Here is a 22,596-nt window from a genome sequence, read left to right on the forward strand (position 1 = left end):
GCATAACGAACTGTGACGGTAACGGCTCAGTTTAATGACGTTACTCATTTATAAATTAAGGAGAGATATAAATGAAAGCGCTAACTGATCATTATGTATTACAAAATGGAATTCAGATTCCATGCATAGGTTTCGGTACATGGCAGACGCCAAATGGAGAAATCGCAGAATCCGCTGTAAAGGATGCAATCGCACTGGGGTATCGCCACATTGACACCGCTGCTGGATACGGCAACGAGGAAAGTGTCGGTATTGCTGTAAAACAAAGCGGTATCGCAAGGGAAAATATGTTTATTACCAGCAAGCTGCAAAATCCGGAACACGGCTATGAGAATACAATAGCAGCTTTTAATCAAACGATGAAAAATTTGGATATGGATTATCTTGATCTATATTTGATTCATTGGCCGAATCCAATTAAATTCAGAAATAGCTGGCAAGAGGCGAACGCAGGTACATGGAAGGCATTTGAGGAATTGTATAATGCCGGGCGTATCCGTGCCATTGGCATCAGTAATTTCCATCCTCATCATATCGAGGAGCTCATGAAAACGGCGACAATTGCCCCTATGGTCAATCAAATTCGGCTATGTCCAGGAGATACGCAGGACGAGCTAGTCACTTATTGTAAAGATCGCCACATTTTACTGGAAGCATATAGCCCGCTTGGAACCGGATTAATCTTTGAAGTGCCCGAGATGAAGGTTCTTGCACAAAAGTACGGGAAAACGATTGCACAGATCTGCATTCGCTGGAGCCTGCAGATGGGCTTTTTGCCTTTGCCTAAATCCGTAACCGTCTCGCGCATCAAGGAAAATGCCGATGTCTTTGATTTCGAACTTTCGGCACAGGATGTGCAGACGATTTCAAATTTAAAAGGCTGCTGCGGATTCTCCCGTGACCCTGATACCATTACATTTTAAAAAGCGATGATGTAGATGAATTGGAGGTTGTCATATGCCGTATAAAAACTTGCCCAAGACGAGTCTTAAAGTTTCCAAGTTAAGCCTTGGAACGATGATGTTTGGTGGACAAACAAGCGAAGCTGACAGTTTGAAAATTATGGACTACGCATTTGCGCATGGCATCAATTTTTTTGATACCGCAAACACTTATAATCAAGGCGAAAGTGAAAAGATCGTCGGCAAGGGTCTCAAAGGCAGACGAGACGAGATTATTGTTGCGACCAAGGTACGCGGTCAAATGGGTCAAAACCCTAATAACGCGGGGCTAAGCCGCCGAAATATTCTCTCTGCTGTTGATGCCAGCCTAAAGAGACTGGATACTGATTATATCGACATCTACTACATGCATGCGCCCGACTACGAAACTTCTATTGAAGAATCGCTTGAAACCATGTCTACGTTGGTGAAAAGTGGAAAAATTCGTTATGTTGGCGTCAGCAACTATGCCGCTTGGCAGATCGCCGATATGTTGTCTATTTGCGATAAACGCAATTATGTAGCGCCAATTATCACCCAAAATGTGTATAACCCCATTACTCGCGGCATCGAAACGGAGCTCATTCCTTTTTTAAATGCGCATGACCTGGGAATGGCCATCTATAATCCTATTGCCGGAGGATTGCTGGCTGGTAAACATAAATCAGGCAAGCCTGCAGAAAATACACGTTTTGCCAACAACGATACCTACTTTGACCGCTACTGGTCCGATGAAAACTTTGCCGCTGTCGACAAGCTTACTCGGATTGCTGCAGAATGCGGAGTAAGTATTCTGCAGCTTGCGATGAAATGGTGCGACGCCCAAACGAGCGTGTCGAGCATCATTTCTGGCGTAAGCCGACTGGAGCAGATCGAGCAGAATATTGCGTCGCTAGAGGGAGAACCGCTGGATGCCGAAACTCTGTTGAAATGCGATGATGTATGGCGCTCATTGGCAGGTACACGGTTTGGATATAACCGGTAAACAGTTGGTTGAGTTAATTATAATTAATCTTTCCCTATTATGGGGATGATCTTAATGTTATGCTGATGTTGCTGCTGAAAAATAAATCGTAATGAGGTGAGGGACAATGAAAACAAAAACATATATGTCTTTTCCTCATGCTGCTTTTTAGTTGTTTATTACGGATACATGAAGCTCTGAGGGTAGGAACTCTCAGGGCTTTTCTATTTAGGCAGAAGGAACGTTTAAGCTTTCTTGCCGGTCTATGACAGCCACTTACAGAGTGGCTGTTATTTTTTTTAACTTCAGTATCGTTGTCCGTTATTCACCGCTTTCCAAATATGAAAGGATGATGCTTTATTAAAAGACTCGCTCAATATTTTCGCTCCCTACAATCCGGACAGTCAACTTACAGTATGATTTATGAAGGTTCATTCTCTTAGATGAAAATAGGAATCAAGTTGTTCTCTCAGATTTTGCATTAAGAAAATGGGTTGAGCATATTGAGGCATTAAATGAATGGATTCATAACCGGTCACGTTCTGATAAAGAAAATGGCGCTTTTTATTGTTTTCGTCCAACCAATGTGGTGTTGCAGCGTAATGCATCCTTTGTAGAAGTCATCTCGGAAAAATGGTATTTATGCTTAATGATTACAGTTCAACTTCCATTCAAGGATAATGATAAAGCAATGCGCATGCTCTGCAAAATGCTACCAAAAGAAGTGGAGGCGTTTATCGCCAAGTTTGATCTCACCCAATTAAATGCAGCCTATGCATTGGTAAAAAAACAAAATATGATTCGCGATTGGCTGAAATCCAGTGATTATTGTGCGTTTATTGCGAATGGCAGCATCTTGCCAAGAAATAAAGACAACAGCGGGCCACTGGAGGGTGCCTTGCCTTTTACATCCCCGGAAGATGTTGAAGTTGAAATTTGTGGTTTGCGAGGAATGGGAATCAAGCATGGTGTTACGGTCATTACCGACGGTGGTTATTCAGGGAAAGTACAATGCTGGATGCACTAAATTCGGGGATTTACAATCACATCATAGGCGACGGGCGAGAATTTGTGATTACAGATCAAAGTGCAATGGAAATATCTGCAGAGGAAGGCCGTTCCATAAAAAATATGAATATTACGCCTTTCATAAAATGGATACCCAATAGTTCGGCTGAACAGTTTACGACTGACTACGCCTCAGGTTCCACATCTCAAGCTGCAAATATTATGGAGGCAATCAACATCGGGTGCAAGCTTCTTCTTATTGACGAAGACAGAAGTGCGACGAATTTTATGATTCAAGATATCAAAATGCGTTCATTAATCAAGCATGAACCCATTACACCATTTACGGAACGTGTCAGGGCACTTTATGAGGCTGTTGGTGTATCTTCCATTCTTGTAATTGGAGGCAGCGGTGAATTTTTATCCGTTGCTGATCAAAATCATCCTGATGGACAATTTTGTGCCAAAAAACGTAACCCAGGAAGCAAAAGAATTATGTAAACACGACAAACCACGCGAACGGATCCCCTTTACAAAATGGGAGATAGAAAGAAAAATAACCACCGATCACTTTTCGAGCTATCCACAGGGCAGTGGTACAGAAAAGCTGATGGTTTCAACCATGGGATATATCATGATAGGTGATGAGTGAGATCCAAGCTCAAGAGGCCCTTATCGTAGCACACATAAGACAAACTCGAATTGACATATAAATTTCAGTAATTAAGCTCTGCGAGGGAGGGAAGTAAATTGTGTTTAAACCACACCCGGATCATACCGCAATTGTGATTACAGACCCACAAAATGACTTTTTGTGTCCAGGGGGAAGAGGCTATCATCTGACAAAAGCAAATATAGAACAAAACAATACGATACAGAACCTTGAACTATTAATAAGATCAGCTATGAATAAAGGCTACCAGCTATTTATATCACCCCATTATTTATACCCCCATGATTATGGCTGGCAGTTTACAGGAAGTGAACAAAAGATGCTATTAGATCTTAGAATGTATCATGTGGCAAATGCGTATACACCACCGTCATATGGAGCTGATTTTGTTCATTCTTTAAAGCCTTATATCTTTGATAGGAGAACCGTCGTGGCAACACCTCACAAGGTTGCCAGTCCACAAACAAATGACTTGGAATATCAGTTGCGACAACATAGAAAAGAGAAGGTGATTATTGCAGGGGTGCTTTCAAACGTTTGTGTAGAGTCCCATATGAGGCATCTCATTGAAACTGGTTTTGAAACAGCTGTTGTATACGATGCCACAGCAACAATTAGTGTGGAGGATTTCCAAGCAGCCGTTACGAATTACAAGGCATTTGCAAGTGCTACTTGGACAACAATAGAGGCTATTTCATGCTTATAAATCCTTGAGCGACAAGAGCTTTATCACATGAAAGGGCCGCGAAAATCGCGGATTTTTTGTTTTATGGGATAAGGTTCTTGTCAATAACCAATGACAAGAACTTTATCCTATTCGCACAGATGGCAGGGTGGAGGCAGAATCTTACGGAGCCACGTCTGAGACGGTATTGAAAGGTGCGCTCTGTGATTGTCTGAATTGGCTCGGCGTATAACCGGTCAATTTTTTGAACATTCGGTTGAAAGAATTCATGTTCTGATAACCCGACTTCATAGCAATGTCGTTAATTTTCATATTGGACTGTAGTAGATACTCCTTTGCTTTCCCGATCCTAATCTCATGTAAATATTCACTGAAATTCTTCCCCGTTTTTTCCTTGAAATAAGTGGAGAGATATCCACCGGTGATATTCATTTTTTCCGCTATGGAATCGAGTGTAATGTCCTCGGCATAATGATGCTCCAAATATTCGATGACAAAGCTTGTAATTCGGTCTCTTTCGTCCAGCTTTTGCTTAAAGGTCGTAGCAGATGATACGAATAAAAGATTCATAAAATGAGTGAGCTGGTTGACGTTATAGCATTCCGTCAATTGACTGTAAAGCTCGCTTGTTCGTTGGACGAGTTTATCGTGCGCATAGCTGGAGAGCAGTGACATTTGAATCCGGTTGATGATTTGCTTCCCTAGATCATAGTAGTCCCTCACGCCAGCCCCCTTCTTATCCAACCGTTCCAGCATTCCAGTAAACCATTGAAGCAGGGCGGAAGCATTGCCCGCATGTAGATAGGTATCGAGCTCGTGCTCCTCAGAAGCGGTAAAGACATATGTCGGCGGCTCCGCATGCTTTTTAGGTGAGCTTAAGATCAACGACTCATCCTTGAACGGACGGTCGTCAATGAGCCCCAAAGCTTCCTCATAGGCGTCTTTAAATTGGGTGGAACGATGATATTGGCCGCTGACGGCCATCGTAACCAGCAGATAAGCGTGGTCCAGGTTCAATTCCTGCCGGATCGTTTCCAAGGTTGTGACGAGGAGCGCTTCGTTATCCTTCGTATAAATTAGAGAGAGAATTTGATTATTTTCAATTTGAAACGTATGCGTATTTGAAAAGCTGTTGGAAACATGATGAGTTACAAATTCATTGATATAATACATGGCTCGCTGGGTATCCATTTCTATATCACGTACATAGTGAGGCTTAAATTTAATATCAAAAATAAGAAGGCGATAGGGGCCTTCTTCTAAAGCGAGATCCTGCATCTCTTCTATATTCGTGTGATAGATTTTTTTCAGCTTGTTTATGTAGGCGTAATATCTCAGGAAAGAGGTTTTCTTCGCCAAATCCTCACTGATTTTCAGATTGGCCGTCACGATTTGCCTCATTTGTTCATTAAGCTGCTTGAATTCCCGAATGGTGCTGCGAAGCGGAGGTAAGGGACTGATCTGTTGGATGGAACGAATCATCTGTTGCACGGGCCGATGAAATCGAATGCTGAAGAAAATGGAGGCTAAGATGCTTAAGGCCAAAGCGGTTGTGATGATGATAGCAAGTGTCGTGTTTACCATGTAGATTTGGGATGACATACTCTTGTCAGAAGCGACGAGCACATAGGTTAGCCCGGAGAAAATCCCTTTTTTATAAAAATAATAATCGTGGCCTTTTTTTACATAAGTTTGCTTGAAGTCGATATGGTTCATACCGGTAGAGACATTCTCAGATGTATAGATGGGCTGCTGTTCCTCATTAAGGATCGAAAAATTGGTGAATAGGGAAGGGTTGTAAGTATCGACCATCTTCTTTGCGTTGATCAAAACCGTAATATAGAAATAAGAATTGATGTTGTTTTTAATGACGATTGGGATCAGCTTCCCTTTGGGCAGCGGAGCGCTGCCAGGCATGACGAATTCCGTGAAATCAGAGGCCGGATAAATATGAAACTGTTTATCGCTTTGGAATTGATTTTGCCAAAACGGCAGCGGATAGCTTGGACTTTGATAAAACCGGTTAAACATGGCGTCAGCCCGAGTGCTGCCGTCCTTTCGCAAAATAAGCGAGTTGTCCTTAAAGTAAAGAAACATTTCGTCAATATAAAGAAGCGGATTCGTGATCGTCGGTTGAATATCATGGCGCACCTTATCGGCAATGTTGTAATCGATATTTTTCTTATTCAGCAGCTGCACGTTATCACTGAAATAAAACCGTTGGACAAGCTCATTAATCAATCGGAAATGCTTTTCGAAGCTTTCGGTCATGTTGTCCAGGTTCGTCGTATTATAACGAATAATTTCATTTCGCAGACTAGCCTGGTACAGCCCGTAGGACCATAGATTGATGGCTGCGAGCAGGACGACGATTACTAAAAAACTGACCAACAGCCGTGCGAATAAGGACTCGGTTTTGAATTTCCATCGGATACTAGTGCTCATGGATATCACTCCTATCGCTAGTGGTCAGTATTAACATAGATATGTCAGTTATTCGGATTGTTTCACAAATTTTCGAAATCTCCGTTTTTGATGAACAAAATCAAAAAAGCGGCGATTGCCTGCGGGGATAGGGATGGTTCATATTATAGATCAGAGAACGGAACAAGTATAGACGAAAGGAGAATGCTGATGGAAAATTCGCCAGCAGTTCCAGTACAGACTGATTCGCCGCCAATGAAAGTCAGTTGGGTGAAAGCATTCCTAAAGAAACTGAATAGAAGTAAAATTCTATTGCTTATGTTTCTGCCATGTCTATTATTTTACTTGATATTCAAATATTTGCCCATGTTCGGTATCGTGGTTTCTTTCAAAAATTACAATTTGTACAAAGGCATTTGGGACAGTCCCTGGGTCGGCCTCAAGTATTACAAGCTGTTTTTCCACAGCCCTGATTTTTTAAAATATCTGCGCAACACGTTTCTTCTTGGATTTTATAAACTCATCTTTGGATTTCCTGCCCCTATTATTTTAGCTCTCCTGCTCAATGAATTGAAACATATCGTGTTCAAACGGTTTGTGCAAACGGTCAGTTATTTGCCACATTTTATCTCCAACGTTGTTGTGGCCAGCATGGTGCTCATGTTTTTATCTCCCTCCAGCGGGATCGTAAATCATTTAATCCAGTTGTTCGGGATGCAGCCGATCAATTTTATGGTCAAACCGGAAATGTTTCGCTCTATCTATGTACTTTCGGAGATTTGGCAGCATACCGGCTGGGAAACGATTATATATTTGGCAGCGTTAACCACGATAGATCCGCTCTTATACGAAGCAGCGGAAATCGACGGAGCGGGCAGGTGGAAGAAATTATTCCATATTACCCTGCCGGGCCTTGTACCGACTATCGTCATTTTATTTATTCTCAACATCGGTAATGTGCTGGATATCGGCTTTGAAAAAGTGTTTTTGCTCTACAACCCTTCCATCTACGAAACCTCGGATATTATCAGCACCTACGTGTATAGAACCGGCCTTGGTCAGGGGAATTTCAGCTACGCTACAGCTATCGATTTGTTTACGGGACTGATTAGCTTTATCTTCATTTATTCCGCTAACACGATCAGTCGGAAAATTGGCGAGAACAGCCTGTGGTAAGGAGGTGAAACCAAATGAAACGTAGTATCGGGTTGTCTGAAATATTTCTTGCCGCCGTAATGGTGTTTGTCGTCGTGGTCACATTATACCCTTTCGTCTACATGATCGCTGTTTCGCTCAGCAAAGACATTTATGTTCTGAAGGGGCAGGTGACCTTATGGCCGAAAGGCTTAAATTTTAAAGTGTATAACATTGTCCTGCAGGATCCCCGCATTGGAAAAGCATACCTCAATACGATCATCTATGTCGTATTTGGCACCGCCATTTCTCTCATCATCACTTCTTTTGGGGCGTACGCCCTTTCCAGGAAAGATATGGTTCTGAATCGAACATTTACGCTTGCGATCGTATTTACGATGTTTTTCGGCGGCGGGATGATTCCCACCTTTCTGGTTGTAAACGGATTGGGACTCGTGGACTCCAGGCTCGGGATGCTTCTTCCGACTGCCGTAAGCACGTGGAATCTGATCATCATGCGTACGTTCTTCTCTGGCATCCCCAAGGAGCTTGAAGAGTCCGGGAAGCTCGACGGCCTTTCTGACGCAGGCATTTTCCTTCGTATTGTAATGCCGCTTTCCAAAGCCGTCGTGGTTACGATTGGGTTGTTTTATGCAGTCGGCATTTGGAACAACTTTTACTCTGCTTTACTTTATCTCCGCAGCTCGGATTTATTTCCGCTGCAGGTTGTTTTGCGTAATATCGTGCTAGCAGGCCAGGTGAACTCAGCGAAGGTCACATCGGTTGGACATGACGCGCTTGTCGTCGATGAATCTTTAAAATATGCGACCATTCTGGTTTCAACGATTCCCATTCTTTTGACTTACCCGTTTCTGCAGAAATATTTTGTGCAAGGGGCTATGATCGGGTCGATCAAAGGCTGATATTAAAAATTCATTTTGGAAAAGGAGCCATCGTATGAAAAAAACAATGACGGTGTTGAGTGTAGGTATCATGTCGCTAGCCCTTATTGTGGGTTGTACGAAAGCCCCGGACAACGCGTCCGGCAGCAAGGATGATTCGGCAGCCGGAAACTCGGCCGCCACTTCCGATCAAGCGGCTGCCCCGATGAAAGAGAAGACGTTCAAGTTTCTAAACAACTCGCACCCCAGTTGGCCGTACAATAAGGATTGGCTCGTATGGAAGTTGCTGAAGGAGAAAACCGGCGTAAACCTTGATGTGGAAGTGCCGTCGGGTGAATTGTCGGATGCCTTCAACCTGGCGATTGCTTCGGGTAATCCTCCGGAGCTGCTTACGAGTCCGGATAAACAGACGGCGGACAAATATGGTCAAGAGGGTGCGTTAGTCAACTACTTGGATTACGTCAAGAAGGATATGCCGAATTACGATAAATGGATGAAGGAGCACCCGACGGAAACACAGAATGTCATGTCTGCGGACGGGAAAATGTACATCGTCCCGAACTCCGGAATTGGAGAAACGAATCGGATGCACTGGATGTTCCGGAAAGATATTTTCAAGAAAAATAACCTGCAGGAGCCAAAAAACTGGGATGAGCTCTACGATGTACTGAAGAAGTTGAAAGCGCAGTATCCGGATAGCTATCCTTTCGCCTTCCGGGATGGGTTGCTCTATTTGCGCAATTTGGCGCCAGCGTTCGGAACACAATATGATTTCTATTACGATTTCGATAAAAAGGATTGGCATTACGGGCCGATTGAAGATAACTATAAAACTATGATCGCGTATATGGCTAAATTTTTGAAGGAAGGCTTGATTCCTCCTGATTTCCTGTCCATCGATACGAAGCAGTGGCAGGACCTGATGTCGACCAACAAAACGTTTATGACCGTTGATTATATCGGACGCATTGATTTCTACAATAAGCCTCTGCGTAAGGATAATCCGGACTTCGATCTGGAGTTCATGCCGCCTCCGGCCGGCGGTCCGAACGGCAAGCAGCTGAATGAGTTCACGCAATATGAGGAGATGAATTTCGTCGTATCGTCTAAATCCAAGCAGATCGATGATATTATGAAGTTCATTGACTTCTTCTTCTCAGAGGAAGGGAAGACGCTCGTCAGCTGGGGGAAAGAGGGCGTAACCTACAAAGTGGAAAATGGCAAGAAATCCTTCATAGAGAACTACACCGATGTGTCCGATATGAGGAAGAAGACGGGGCTATCTACGGACGGAGCCTATATCTGGTTTGATTATGACGCCCATATCTCGTTAGCTTCGCCTGAAGCGAAATACGCTTATCACGAAGCGCCGAAATATGACGATAAAGAGCAGCCAAGGCCTGCATTCACTGAGGATGAAATGGAAGTTATTAAAACGACCGGTCAAGAAATCGCTAAATACCGGGATGAAAATATTGCCAAGTTCATTCTCGGGAATAGAAGTTTAGATGAATGGAATCAGTACGTGGACGGCTTGAAGAAATTGGGCCTGGATAAGGTGCTTGCGATTTATAAAGCGGCTTACGAACGTATGCAGCAGTTCTCTTCCAAATAGGGAGGATGTCGAGATGAAGCTAGTGGCGTTGACAGAAGACCGTATCCAAGACGTATGTCGGCTTTGGAATCAGGGACTTGCTCCTGATTTTCCGATTAGAGAACGTATCGTGAAGCAAAATGTATTTCAGGACCGAAACTTTCTTCCGCAGGGCTCCTGGCTCGCCGTGGAAGAAGCCACCGGTAAGGCGATTGGATTTGTCGTATCGAAAGTATGGCAAGATTCCAAATACGATATCGAATTTAGCAGTGAAGACGGGTGGATTCACGCGTTGATGGTCGATCCGGACCACCGGAATCAGGGGATCGGCAGCGAGCTCCTGCGTCAAGCCGAATCGGCGCTTCACGGAAGAGGGGTACGCCGGGTGTCGTTAGGAAACGATTTCCATCGTCGGGTGCTCCCCGGCGTACCGCATGAGCTGGCGGCTGCCAAGCGGTGGTTTGAGCGCAATGGATATGCGTACCAAGGGATGACACACGACCTCGTGAATCACTATGACGCCAAGGCTCAAGTAGCGCTCCCTCAGTTTGAGAATGTGGTATTCCGTTTGGCACAGCCGAATGAGGAGGACCAAGTCATCGCTTTTATGAAGCGCTGTTTTCCAGGTCGATGGGAGTACCAGACACGGCAATATTGGCAATTGGGAGGAACGGGCAGAGAATTTGTCGTCCTCGAGCGGGAGGAGGACATCATCGGCTTTTGCCGGATCAATGATTCGCAGTCGCCGATTCTCGCCCAGAACGTCTATTGGGCGCCCCTGTTTCAAGGCGAGCTCGGCGGGATCGGTCCGCTCGGTATCGATGAGAAGTATCGCGGGCTGAACTACGGTCTCGCCATCGTTCAAGCCGGCATTCATTACTTGCTGCAAAGAGGCGCTAGCCACATTGTGATCGACACGACGCCTTATGTGGATTTTTATGGCAAACACGGCTTCTCCGTATGGAAGAGCTACGACAGGTTCCAGAAAGTATTGGAGGCGTGAACGTCAATTACCCTCGGGCGATGTCTGCGGAACCGGGGGGAATCCTCTAATTTATTTCTAAGAAAGTGACCACTTTATCCAGTGAATTTTTTCACCTGATAAGTGGTCTTTTTTCTCTTTTTCTGGGAATGTTCTTGACGTCGTGGATCGTTTGCCGCATCGGCAAAGCTCCTGTTTTAATACGGCATATGCTAAAATTAGGAAAACAAGATGTGGAGGGATGGTATTGTCTGAGGATTTTTATTGCGACGAGGTTTTAAGTGGTCGTACTTCTGTGAGAAAAGTATTTGAGACTGATAACGTTCTTGCATATCATCATACGCGCCCTTTTTATCCTGTTCACATTGTTGCGATTCCAAAGAAGCATATCTCGTCACTTCTAACATTGGAACAACACGACAATGAACTCTTAATTGAGTTGATAGACGTTGTTAAAAAAGTGGCATCACAGGTGCAGTCTGAGTATGGGGCTTGTAGAGTGCTGACTAATCTAGGAAAGTATCAAGACTCCAAACATCTTCATTTTCATGTCTTCTTCGGGGAACCATTAGGATAAACGAAGTCTGAAACTAAGGAGAAATGAAAGGATTCCTGTAGAGCGTTATTCACGAACTTTGCCTTATTCCGTCCCATAAAAAGGAAATTCTCTCGTTTGTGTAGAAAAAATATTAGATATTCATTTAGCTATTCATCGTACCTGTGATTATTGATGATGTGTAGCTCCGCATTAGAGCTTTAGTCTGATAAATTAATGAGAATACAAATTATTGTAGAAAAATTAACTTTGTGTGTGTCCTAAAGGAGGAACTGAAATGAGTTTCATTCAACACATGGTGACGTTTACATTATTTTCAGGTAAAGATAGTCCGGAAACAGAATCTTTTTTACAAGAAAGTAGAGAAGAACTTGCTGCAATTCCTGGGGTTGAACAATTCGAGGTTTTCCGTCAGGTAAGCGCCAAGAATGAATTTGATTATGGGTTTTCAATGGTATTTGCTGATCAAAATGCTTACGACGCTTACAATACACACCCAGTTCATGTCAAGTATGTCGAGGAGCGATGGAAGAAAAAAGTAAGCCGGTTTCAAGAGATTGATCTAGTTCACCATAGTTGATCGACATTATCATTAGAGATCTGTACATTTTAGAACGCCACCGTTGCTTTGTGAAGATAAGAAAAAAAACTGTTTAAGAAAAGAAAGGTCAGGATGCTAAATGCGTCCTGGCCTATAACAATATATCCATATAAAGGAATCGTAAAGCCATGTGCCGAATATACATCTCAATCAAATTATGAACGATGTGAATGTTAGAATGATTCATAATCGGGGGCGAAAAGATGGCACGTGTAATTCGGAAGTATTCCACTGCACTGTTTTGGCGTTTTTTTGCGAAGTATTTTGCGCTGATTCTTATTCCCGTTATTCTGGCCAGCCTGTTTACGAACCTCTTTGTCGTCCGGCTAATTGAGCATGATGCGGAAGAAACCAACAATATCGTCATGCAGCATTTCTCGGAGCAGACCGATGCTACCTTCACGGCGCTTGAGACCGATATGGTCAACATGCTCACCACGTCCAACGTCAAAAACTATTTGACAAACGGTGAGTCCGCTGACATGCATCAGCGCTTCGAACTGCTGCATTCCTTAATGCAGCAGCTCAACAGCATTCAGTCGCACAACCTGGTGTACAGCACATTTTTGTACTTTGCCAAGCAAGATCTGGTACTCGACAGCAATACTTACACGAATAAAAATGAATATTTCAAAGAGCAATACCCGGTCCAAGAGCGGGACCTTGCGACCTATCTCGGAAATTTTATAGATAAGAAAACGATGTATTTTACCTCACCTCATCATGTCGACGAAAAGCCTCCCTACACCAAAGACGTCCTCTCTACGCATTCTAACTTATCGATATTGATGAGCTATCCGTTTAACAGCAATTCGCCTGAAGTTTATTTGGTTGTCAACGTTAAGCGGGACAAGTTTCGCGAGCTGCTTGGCATGCAGGAGACCTGGGTGACGGATACAGCGCTTGTCGATGCAGCCGGCTCCGTTCTTGTCAATAATGGATCATCCGACATCCATATGGATTCTTTTGCCTCCATGATCCGCTTGGAGCCGGAAAATTCTCTGTTTGTCAGCTCTGGCAAGCAAGCATTGTCCTACAGAAAATCGCACTTCAACGATGCTTGGTATTATGTAAGCTCTATCGATCTACAAACTTTGCTGAAGCCGGCGAGAATGATACGGATGATCACGATTTTTTTCCTAAGTTTGTTTGTCGTGATGGGCAGCGTGCTTTCCTATTATTTGAGCAAAAAGTTGTATAACCCGATTTATGACATTAAAACCCGGTTAGAATCTCACCGGATCGGTGACATGACGGTTCCCCAGGAGGGCAATGAATTTGATGTCATTAAGCGCTTCTCCAATATCCTAATCTCCAAAAATAAAGAGTTATCGCAAATGGTCAGCGGGATGTTCCCGATTGTTCAAGAGCATTTTATCTCCAAAATCTTGTTCGGTGAGTACCGTGACAGCTTGTCGATCGAGTACTACGCCAAAGAAATGAATTTCCCGTACCATGCGAAAAAGGCGGCAACAGCGCTTTGCATCGAAATCCAATATTATTCGAAATTTGTGGACCATTTGTCGGAAGCATCCAAGTCTTTCCTCGTCGCCGAGTTGAAAGAAAACATGCACAAGTTGGCACCAGGCATGATCTGGGTATGTCAGACGCGATCAAATGAGTTAGCTTGCGTCATTCATCATGAAGACCGCATGGGGACGGATCTTCAAGGGTTTGTGGATCGCATGATGCCGCTGCTGCAGCAGCCGATTTTTAAAGCGTCCGTGGGAATTGGGATCACGGTTGAAACGATAGAAGACCTGTACCTGTCCTACGATCAGGCTGTCAGAATGCTCAAGTTCAAAAGTCTGGACGCTGATGCGGAAATTTGTACGGAAGAGAGCGCGATGAGGAGCGAGCGAGTTGCCCTCGAAAGCTGTTTATCGGTTCACGAAGTCAACCGTATCTTTAATATGCATAAGGCCGGCGAGTTCGATCATTTGCTGCAATCGGTTGTTGACTTGCTGGATACAGGCATGCGTGCGAAGGCGAATGCCAGCCAGATGAAAAATTTATGCGCCGACATTCTGAATACGTGGATTCGTGCCGTTGAGAATGAACGCAACGATTTCAATATCTCGTTTTATTCCAGTTTGTTTGCGTCCATAGACCGCTGCGTGACCTGGGAAGAGATTCGACAATGCTTTTGCGACATTCATGCGTTACTGTTCCGCGCTATAGAACCGTCTGATCGAAAGCAGCAATTTTCCGAAGTGTTGGCTTATATCCACGAGCACTACAACGAAGAGTTCTCCATTGAGCAGTTCGCGCAGCAGATGAACATGTCGGTGGGGCATTTTAGCCGCTCCTTTAAAGAGGAAGTAGGGGAGAAGTATGTGGAATATATTGCCAAATACCGAATCGCGATGGCCAAGCAGTATTTACTGGAAACGGATATGAAAATCGAAGATATTGCCGAGCACGTCGGCTACTGGGGCCGAAACTCGTTTATCCGGAATTTTCGCAAATATGAGGGGACGACGCCAGCGAAGTTTCGTACCATGTATCATACGTGAGACTCCTTTTTTGCGGAGTCTCATTTTTTTCGCAAACGACGATTGAACCGATGCTGTTTGACGCTTCATGCAAAAATAGAGACATCGCCAAAAGATGATGCTTTACCCTGTGTCTCACCAACCGTATAGTGAAAGCCAAGTCTTAGTATTCATGTATAGGGGGGAGGACGATTGGCCATTCATCCGAGCAAGGCTGCTGAAGCAGGAAGTGTGTACAGCGAACGCAAGAAAAAGAGTAAGTTCTCCTACCTGTGGTTCAATCTGAACAAGTACAAAGCATTTTATTTATTGATGCTGCCGGGCATTTTGTATTACATCATTTTTAAATACGTCCCGATGTATGGCGTCATTATCGCTTTCCAGAACTTTTCCATCGGGCGCGGGATGATGGGCAGCAAGTTTGTTGGCTTGAAACATTTTATTGAGTTCTTTGTGAATACGCCTGATACTTGGAAACTGATTCGCAATACCGTGATGCTGAATGTGTACGATCTGCTGTTTCGTTTTCCCGCACCGATCCTGCTAGCGCTATTGTTTCATGAGATTCGCAACAAACGGTTTAAGCGTTTCGTGCAAAGTGTCAGTTACATGCCGCATTTCTTATCCACAGTCGTGATCGCTGGAATTATGGTCACCTTCTTGTCGCAGCAGACCGGCATAGTGAATCATTTGCTCCGTTGGTTCGGCATCGAGCCGATCTTGTTTCTCGGCCTTCCGGAATGGTTCCGTTCCATCTATGTAGGCTCCGAAATATGGCAAACCGTCGGCTGGGGCACGATCCTCTATTTGGCGGCAATCGCCGGTGTCGACCCGACCCTGTATGAGGCGGCCAAAATGGACGGAGCGAACCGCTTCCAACAAATGCGCCATGTGACGTTAGTCGGGATGTTCCCGGTCATGATCGTCCTGTTTGTGCTCACGCTCGGTCATTTCATGGAGACAGGCTTTCAAAAAATTATCCTGCTCTACAACCCGATGACTTATGATACAGCAGATGTGTTGAATACATACATCTATCGCCGGGGTATCTTATCCGCCGACTTCAGCTTTGCCACAGCTGTTGGGCTGTTCCAGGCGGCCATTGGTTTTATCCTTGTCGTCATGGCCAATCGCGTCGTCAAGAAGTATTCAGACACAAGTCTGTGGTAGGAGGGCTCACGTGAGATGAAAATTAGGGAAAGTTTCGGCTCCAGGCTGTTTGATGTCATCAATACCGTGCTGATGATCTTGCTCATAATCGTCATGGTGTACCCGCTAATCTATGTGTTCTCCGCCTCCATTAGTGATAACGCTATGGTGATGAGCGGACAGGTCGTGCTCTGGCCCAGATCGGTCACGCTTGAAGCTTACGCCAGACTTGTCGGCAATCCTGACATTTGGATCAGCTATTGGAATACAATTCGCTACACCGTGCTGCAAACGTTGCTCTCGCTTATTGTGACATCTGCGATGGCCTACCCGTTAGCGAAAAAGTGGCTGCCCGGCCGCCGGTTCATATTGATGATGGCTGCATTCACGCTGCTGTTCAGCGGTGGAATGATTCCGACCTTTCTCGTCGTGCAAAATTTAGGCCTGCTTAACACCATGTGGGCAATCGTCCTTCCCTCGTTAGTGAGCACCTGGTATCTGTTCATCATGCGGACGTTTTTTGAAGCTTTGCCGGAAGAGCTCGAGGATGCCGCAACGATGGATGGCTGCGGGACGGTGCAACTGCTGATTCGCATCATTTTACCGCTATCCTTGCCCGTGCTTGTGTCCATCGGTTTATTCACCGCTGTCAATCAATGGAATTCGTTCTTTGACGCGCTCATTTATTTGAACGAACGCAGCATGTATCCGCTGCAAATTGTCCTTCGCAACATTATTATCGCAAGCTCCAATGTGCAGGGGGAAGGCAACACGGCTTATATCGAAACCTTGAAATATGCCATGATCATGATCGCGACAGTGCCGATACTATGCGTGTATCCGTTTATCCAGAAATATTTTGTGCAGGGAGCTATGATTGGCGGGGTTAAAGGGTAGATTTCCATAAATTTCAATATTAGGAGGGTGCAAAATTGAGAAAAAGAACGATGGCGGTAACGCTCACGACGCTTATGCTCGGAGGATTGATTGCTGGATGCAGCGGACAAACTGCGCCTACGGGCAGCACAAATAATGGCGCTTCGCAAAAGCCGGTTACGTTCTCTTGGCTTGTGTATGACCGGCCGGAAGGTAAAGTGAAAACGGACTGGGAGATTTTCAAAGAAATTGAAGCGAAAACAGGCGTCAAAATCGATTGGCAGGTTGTCAGCCAAGAAGGGCTTTTAGAGAAAAGACAAATTATGATTGCCACGAATTCCGTGACGGACTTCATTCAACCAACGAACCAGGAAGCGCGTGAGAACGGTCCGGAGAAAGTATTTCTCAATTTGAAAGATTATTTGGATATCGCGCCGAATTTGAAAAAATTTTATGAAACATACCCCGAAGCCAAAGCGGTGGCAACCGGAGCGGACGGCGGCATCTATGATGTGCCTGTGCTCGAAGGCGATGCTGCCGGCAAAGGATTCAACTATATTTGGTTGGCACGCAAAGATTTGATGGACAAATACAATTTGAAAGCGCCGACGAATGTGGATGAGTTTTACCAATTCCTGAAGACGCTGAAGGAGAAGGAACCGGATAGTTTCCCGCTCAGTGTGAATACGCCGGTCACGGGCGATGTAGGCCTATACACCGTTTTCGGTAAAATATTTACCGGCATCACAGGCTTTTACAATCAAAGCCCAACGGAAGAGAAATACGAGTTTGCGCCTGCGAAGAGCGGGTACAAAGATGCGATCGCCTTCATGAACAAGCTGTACAGCGAGAAGCTGCTGGATCCTGAATACTATTTGCTGACCGGCGCGCAATGGGAAGAGCGCTTCTTAAAAGGGAAGTCGTCTGTCACGTATTGGTGGAAGGCGGAAGTGAATCCGTTGCTGGATAAAGCGAAAAAAGCAGGCGCTCCAGGCGAGTTTAATCTGGATGCCATCCCTGAGTTTGCGGCCAGTGGAGTAAAAAATTACCAATTCTCCAGACCTGTTGTCGGCACGTCGGGCAGGGCTATTTCGGCAAAGGTCAAGGATAAGGAACGAGCAGTGAAATTCCTCGATTACCTCGTGAGCGAAGAAGGCACGAAATATTTATCTCTGGGCATTGAAGGCAAATCGTACACGATGGTGGATGGCAAACCTGTGTATAACAAAGACTTTGGCGCCGTTCCTTACGTGCCGCTCCGCCGTGACTTTGGTGTCTGGTATGACAATATTTCGCTGAATAACGCGCTGGCCCGGGAAACTTGGGAGCGTGGCCTCGACGATAAGAGTAAGGCGATCAACAAAAGCTATGAATCCTTTATCATTCCTGCGCCTAAAGCGATCGTTAAGACAACGGAAGAGTTGGAGCTTGAAAAATCAAAGCTGACTCCGCTGACGAAATTTTTGGAGCAGCGAATTACGGAATTCGTGACCGGCAAAACGCCAATCAATGATGCGACTTATCAGCAGTTCCTCGATCAAGCGAAGAAACTGGGATCTGACGAATTGCTGAACATGTACAATACGGCCTACAAACGTACGTATAACATCAAGTAAAACGTGACAGAGCAGCACCTGGCAGAAGGAGAGGATAAGATGCAAGGTAAGCCGTTCATTATTGATGCAGACTTACATAATTCACTGGCGAAGATGAAAGATTTGCTGCCCTATTTGCCCAAAGTATGGCATCAGCAATGGCTTGAGAGCGGGATTGGCGTTCATGGGCAATACTATTCGCCTGTTGGCGTGCTGCGCCAAGATGCGATCCCGGATAACGGCGGTCCGCCGGGAAGCGATCCGCAGTTCGCGCTCAAGCATTATATGGATCCATATGGCATCGATTTTGCGATCTTAACAGGCGGCGGAGAGCAGGGCATTTCGCTGCATGCCGATCCGGATTACGCCACAGCTGTAGCTGCTGCCTATAATGATTGGTTGGCCGATTCATGGCTCAAAGCCAGTCCCCGATATAAAGGCTCGATTCAGATCAATCACTCGGACCCTGCGGAGGCAGCCAAGGAAATAGACCGTATGGCGAAGAACCCGGACATGGTGCAGGTCGTGATGGGCAGCGGGGCGAGGATGCCATATGGCAATCGCTTCTACCATCCCATCTATGAAGCTGCTGAGCGCAACGGGCTGCCGGTCGCCATTCACCCGGGCACGGAAGGCAAAGGGGTTGCCGGAGCGCCAACACCGTCCGGATATCCGACGCGCTATATGGAATGGCACAATATTTTGCCGGCGAATTTTATGACTCATATCAACAGTCTCGTCTGTGAAGGTGTATTTGAGAAATATCCGAAGCTGAAGTTTATTTCCATCGAAGGCGGCATCGCCTGGCTGCCTCATCTCATGTGGCGGATGGACAAAAACTACAAAGCGCTGCGCGATTCCGCACCTTGGCTAAAACGCTTGCCATCGGAATATATTTTGGAGCATATACGGGTGACGACACAGCCGATTGAAGAGCCGGAGCAGCCCGAGCATCTGGTACAAATTTTCCAAATGATGCGGGCCGATAAGATCGCCATGTTCTCATCCGACTACCCGCATTGGGATTTTGACAATCCGAAAATTGTACTGAACAGCATCCCTCGGGAGATGAGGAACCGGATTCTAGGCTACAACGCAGCCGAATTATATCACTTACCGCTGCCTGCGGAGCAAAAGGGAGTGAGTCCGGCGTGAAGGTGAAAGTGGCGGAACCTAATGAGCTTGACGATGGAGATAAGCGAATTGTCAAAGTAAAAGAAATGGAGCTCGGCCTATTCCGGATCGACGGCGAATATTATGCCTGGCGGAACGTTTGTCCCCATGCGGCGGCACCTGTGTGCGTCGGCGCGATACGGGGCACACGGCTTCCGTCGACGGTCTATGATTACCAATATGGCATGGATAATCAAGTGCTTCGCTGTCCCTGGCATGGCTGGGAATTCGACTTGCGCACCGGGCAGCATCTGGCGGCCGGCAGCAATGCCAAGTTGCGGGGCTTTCCCGTTGAGGCAGATGATAGCGGTGTTTATGTGGTGCTGCGCGATTCTTAAAATATCGAAGAGGCTCTCACGATCATTGGGGGCCTCTTCGTGTGCGTGTGCAATAACAGCATAATTAGGCAACTATTTGCTAGATCGAACATGGTGTATGCAGGGGCTTTTTGATAAGATACTATCAAAACTTAGCCATGGAGAGGATGGTAGACATGCCCTTTTTATCGTTAACGAGTTGGAGCTTGCATCGGAATCTGGGGCCGCTTAGGTGGACACGCTGGGATGAGCGTAATCGGAGCCAGATCACTGTTGCCCAAGAGCAGCCAGAATTGATCAAATTGCTGGAACTGCCGGCAATTGTGGCGAATAAAGGTTTTAAATCGCTGGAAATTTGCGAATTTCATTTTCCGGACACTAGTGAAGGCTATTTACAAAAGTTAAGGGAATCGTTTGCAGAAGCAGGTGTCCGCTTTTACACGCTGCTTATCGAATACGGCGATATTTCCAGCCCCGATGCTGCGCGCAGGCAGTCCGATATCGACTGGATCAAAGGCTGGATCGATATCGCTGCGCGTGCAGGCGCTGAGCGGGTGCGCGTGATCGCCGGCGATGCGGAGCCGGGAGATGAACAAGCGTTGCAACGATCTGCTGACGCTTTGCGGGAGTTAAGCAAGTACGCGGACACTGTTGGCGTGCGTGTTGTGACAGAAAATTTTCACTTGCTTACATCGGTTGCGGATAATTGTCTTGCACTGCTGTCAGCGTGTGGTGAGCAGCTGGGGCTGACTTCTGATTTTGGCAATTTTAAAGGTGACGGGAAATATAGCGAGCTGGCCAAAACGATTCCGCTCAGCGAGTCGATCCATGCCAAAGCGCAGACCGATGCCGACGGCATTCCGGAAGAAAGCGATTTTATTCGCTGTTTGCAAATCGCCAAGGAAGCCGGATATGAAGGTCCGATCACGCTCGTCTATGACGGCCCAGGCGACATGTGGGCGGGCATTGAGCGTGTAAGGCGGCTTGCGGCGCCTTATCTGAATTGAGCTGGCGCTCCCGGCGGGGAACGGGAACCCGCCGGAGCCAGCGCAGCACAAAAAGCGGAAGCATGGCTTCCGCTTTTTGCTTTGCCGCCAAGCCTCACTCGGCCCTCAGAAACGCTCAAAGCTCACTTCGGCTTTGGCTGATAATTATAGCCCGGATAGCTGACAACCGGCCATTTGACTTTGCGCAGCGCGTTGATCATCTCCGGACCAACGTTAATATTGCTTTCCACCAATTGCTGCGGTGTGAGCGCCATCCATTGGTTCAAGGAGACGTCCTCGAAGCGGTTGCTTTTGAACATCTCCAAAAACCACAACGACTCCGTTCCTGTATTTTGGATATAGTGGCCAAAAGCGAACGGAACATACCCGACATCACCTGCCCGGAAGTCGAACGTGCGCGCTGTATTGTTGCCTGAAAATACCGTCATCCGGCCTTGCCCGGTCAAATAATACTGCCATTCGTCATTATTCGGATGCCAATGCAATTCCCTCATCGCGCCGGGCTCGATCTCGACGAGTGCTGCTGCGATCGTCTGCGCGATCGGGAAATTCGTCGAGTCGGCTATGCGCACGGTCCCGCCAGGCACCTTAATCGGCGGCTGGGCGAGCAAGCGGTGGCTGAAACTGGGTTGAATCGTGCCGTAAGGGGAATCGACTCTTTGCGTTTCAATCGGACCGGGAACACGATCTTGGTAAATATATACTTGGTCCGGCGGAATCTTCGCAAACGTGCTTTCCGGCACGCCGAAGTTGGCCGAGAGCACTTCCTTAGGCGTATGCGCAAACCAATCCGACAAAGATAACGTGTTCAGGTCGGAAAAGCTGCCATCGTCGAAAACGAGCAAAAACTCGCAGCCATCCTTCAGCCCTTGGATGGAATGCGGAATGCCCGGCGGAAAATACCATAGATCGCCAGGGAAAATATCGTCGATAAAGTTGCGCCCGTAATTATCGACAGATGTAATCCTCGCGCTGCCGACTAACATATAGGCCCATTCCGCCTGCTGATGCCAATGCAGCTCGCGCACGCCGCCTGGTGTCAGGCTCATGTTGACGCCGGCTAGTGTTGTGGCGATCGGCAGCTCCCGGCTTGTTATTTCCCGCGACCAACCGCCTTCATTTAGCTGCATATGTGTATCTGAGAAGGAGAAGCGAAGATTAGGCACGAGTCCTTCATCAGTAACGGGAGGGACGAACATGTCAGGGTTCTGCATGTCTCTAAGGACATCACGGGGACCCAGGTCGACGTTTCCTGAACCGTCTTTGCGAATCGGCTGAGGAATATGTAAAAGAGGTTCGCTGGGACGTTTGCTTTCCACTTCATTCACCCTTTCATCGAAACGATTTGAAATGATGATCCCTCTACTTTATTCCCTGAACGTTCAAATATGACAAAGATTCAAGCGTGCTGCTGATATTTCAATAATTTGCTGGAAAACAGTAGAAAGCCCTGTATCCAACGCTGTCTGAAACTGCGTCCTTTGTTTTCTCATGATTTCTTCATTAAACAGTTGTACAGT

18 protein-coding genes and 1 pseudogene are annotated in these 22,596 nt (G+C 46.1%); 17 read left to right on the forward strand and 2 right to left on the reverse strand.

The window, feature by feature from the left end; all coding sequences use genetic code 11:
- Positions 1-71 precede the first annotated feature (71 nt).
- The 4 genes and pseudogenes from O9139_RS04255 (at position 72) to O9139_RS04270 (ending at position 4,292) form a co-directional block, all read left to right on the forward strand.
- Positions 72-923: an aldo/keto reductase gene (locus tag O9139_RS04255; RefSeq protein ID WP_270878210.1), complete on the forward strand. Its 852-nt coding sequence runs from the start codon at positions 72-74 to the stop codon at positions 921-923.
- Between the two features lie 34 nt (positions 924-957).
- Positions 958-1,926, forward strand: a complete 969-nt coding sequence (locus tag O9139_RS04260) for an aldo/keto reductase (RefSeq protein WP_270878211.1) — start codon at positions 958-960, stop codon at positions 1,924-1,926.
- A 775-nt stretch (positions 1,927-2,701) separates the two neighbouring features.
- Positions 2,702-3,414, forward strand: a pseudogene (locus tag O9139_RS04265) (P-loop domain-containing protein).
- Between the two features lie 251 nt (positions 3,415-3,665).
- A complete protein-coding gene (locus O9139_RS04270; protein WP_270878212.1) occupies positions 3,666-4,292 on the forward strand; it encodes a cysteine hydrolase in 627 nt (208 codons plus the stop codon).
- 141 nt (positions 4,293-4,433) lie between these two features.
- On the opposite strand, the gene O9139_RS04275 is transcribed toward O9139_RS04270, so the two are convergent.
- Entirely contained in the window at positions 4,434-6,716 is a 2,283-nt protein-coding gene (locus O9139_RS04275) for a helix-turn-helix domain-containing protein (protein WP_270878213.1), read from the reverse strand.
- A gap of 234 nt (positions 6,717-6,950) precedes the next feature.
- Here O9139_RS04275 and O9139_RS04280 point away from each other — a divergent pair, with 234 nt between their 5' ends.
- From O9139_RS04280 to O9139_RS04340, 13 genes are all read left to right on the forward strand, one after another.
- Complete coding sequence (locus tag O9139_RS04280; RefSeq protein ID WP_270878346.1) at positions 6,951-7,871, forward strand: ABC transporter permease; 921 nt, start codon at positions 6,951-6,953, stop codon at positions 7,869-7,871.
- A 14-nt stretch (positions 7,872-7,885) separates the two neighbouring features.
- Complete coding sequence (locus tag O9139_RS04285; RefSeq protein WP_270878214.1) at positions 7,886-8,752, forward strand: carbohydrate ABC transporter permease; 867 nt, start codon at positions 7,886-7,888, stop codon at positions 8,750-8,752.
- Between the two features lie 34 nt (positions 8,753-8,786).
- Positions 8,787-10,346, forward strand: coding sequence for an extracellular solute-binding protein (locus tag O9139_RS04290; protein WP_270878215.1), 1,560 nt, complete (start codon positions 8,787-8,789; stop codon positions 10,344-10,346).
- A 13-nt stretch (positions 10,347-10,359) separates the two neighbouring features.
- On the forward strand, positions 10,360-11,328 hold the full coding sequence (locus tag O9139_RS04295; protein ID WP_270878216.1) for a GNAT family N-acetyltransferase: 969 nt from the start codon (positions 10,360-10,362) through the stop codon (positions 11,326-11,328).
- 220 nt (positions 11,329-11,548) lie between these two features.
- A complete protein-coding gene (locus O9139_RS04300) occupies positions 11,549-11,884 on the forward strand; it encodes an HIT family protein (RefSeq protein WP_270878217.1) in 336 nt (111 codons plus the stop codon).
- A gap of 256 nt (positions 11,885-12,140) precedes the next feature.
- Entirely contained in the window at positions 12,141-12,443 is a 303-nt protein-coding gene (locus O9139_RS04305) for a Dabb family protein (protein WP_270878218.1), read from the forward strand.
- Between the two features lie 224 nt (positions 12,444-12,667).
- Positions 12,668-14,980 carry a helix-turn-helix domain-containing protein gene (locus O9139_RS04310; protein ID WP_270878219.1) on the forward strand — a complete coding sequence of 771 codons (2,313 nt, stop codon included), beginning with the start codon at positions 12,668-12,670 and terminating at the stop codon, positions 14,978-14,980.
- Between the two features lie 291 nt (positions 14,981-15,271).
- The gene (locus O9139_RS04315; protein WP_270878347.1) at positions 15,272-16,129 is read left to right on the forward strand and encodes an ABC transporter permease; all 858 of its coding nucleotides are present in this window, start codon (positions 15,272-15,274) and stop codon (positions 16,127-16,129) included.
- A gap of 15 nt (positions 16,130-16,144) precedes the next feature.
- Positions 16,145-17,005 carry a carbohydrate ABC transporter permease gene (locus O9139_RS04320; protein ID WP_270878220.1) on the forward strand — a complete coding sequence of 287 codons (861 nt, stop codon included), beginning with the start codon at positions 16,145-16,147 and terminating at the stop codon, positions 17,003-17,005.
- A gap of 35 nt (positions 17,006-17,040) precedes the next feature.
- Entirely contained in the window at positions 17,041-18,600 is a 1,560-nt protein-coding gene (locus O9139_RS04325; protein WP_270878221.1) for an extracellular solute-binding protein, read from the forward strand.
- A 39-nt stretch (positions 18,601-18,639) separates the two neighbouring features.
- Positions 18,640-19,734, forward strand: coding sequence for an amidohydrolase family protein (locus O9139_RS04330; protein ID WP_270878222.1), 1,095 nt, complete (start codon positions 18,640-18,642; stop codon positions 19,732-19,734).
- Positions 19,731-20,090 (forward strand): Rieske (2Fe-2S) protein, encoded by a 360-nt coding sequence (locus O9139_RS04335; protein WP_270878223.1) that lies wholly within the window; start codon positions 19,731-19,733, stop codon positions 20,088-20,090. The genes O9139_RS04330 and O9139_RS04335 overlap by 4 nt, the downstream gene beginning before the upstream one ends.
- Positions 20,091-20,245: 155 nt before the next feature.
- Positions 20,246-21,076: a sugar phosphate isomerase/epimerase family protein gene (locus tag O9139_RS04340; RefSeq protein WP_270878224.1), complete on the forward strand. Its 831-nt coding sequence runs from the start codon at positions 20,246-20,248 to the stop codon at positions 21,074-21,076.
- A gap of 122 nt (positions 21,077-21,198) precedes the next feature.
- On the opposite strand, the gene O9139_RS04345 is transcribed toward O9139_RS04340, so the two are convergent.
- Complete coding sequence (locus tag O9139_RS04345) at positions 21,199-22,395, reverse strand: oxalate decarboxylase family bicupin (RefSeq protein ID WP_270878225.1); 1,197 nt, start codon at positions 22,393-22,395, stop codon at positions 21,199-21,201.
- Positions 22,396-22,596 lie beyond the last annotated feature (201 nt).

This window comes from Paenibacillus aestuarii, from assembly GCF_027789125.1.
In the GTDB taxonomy this organism is placed as follows: Bacteria; Bacillota; Bacilli; order Paenibacillales; family NBRC-103111; genus Paenibacillus_E; species Paenibacillus_E aestuarii.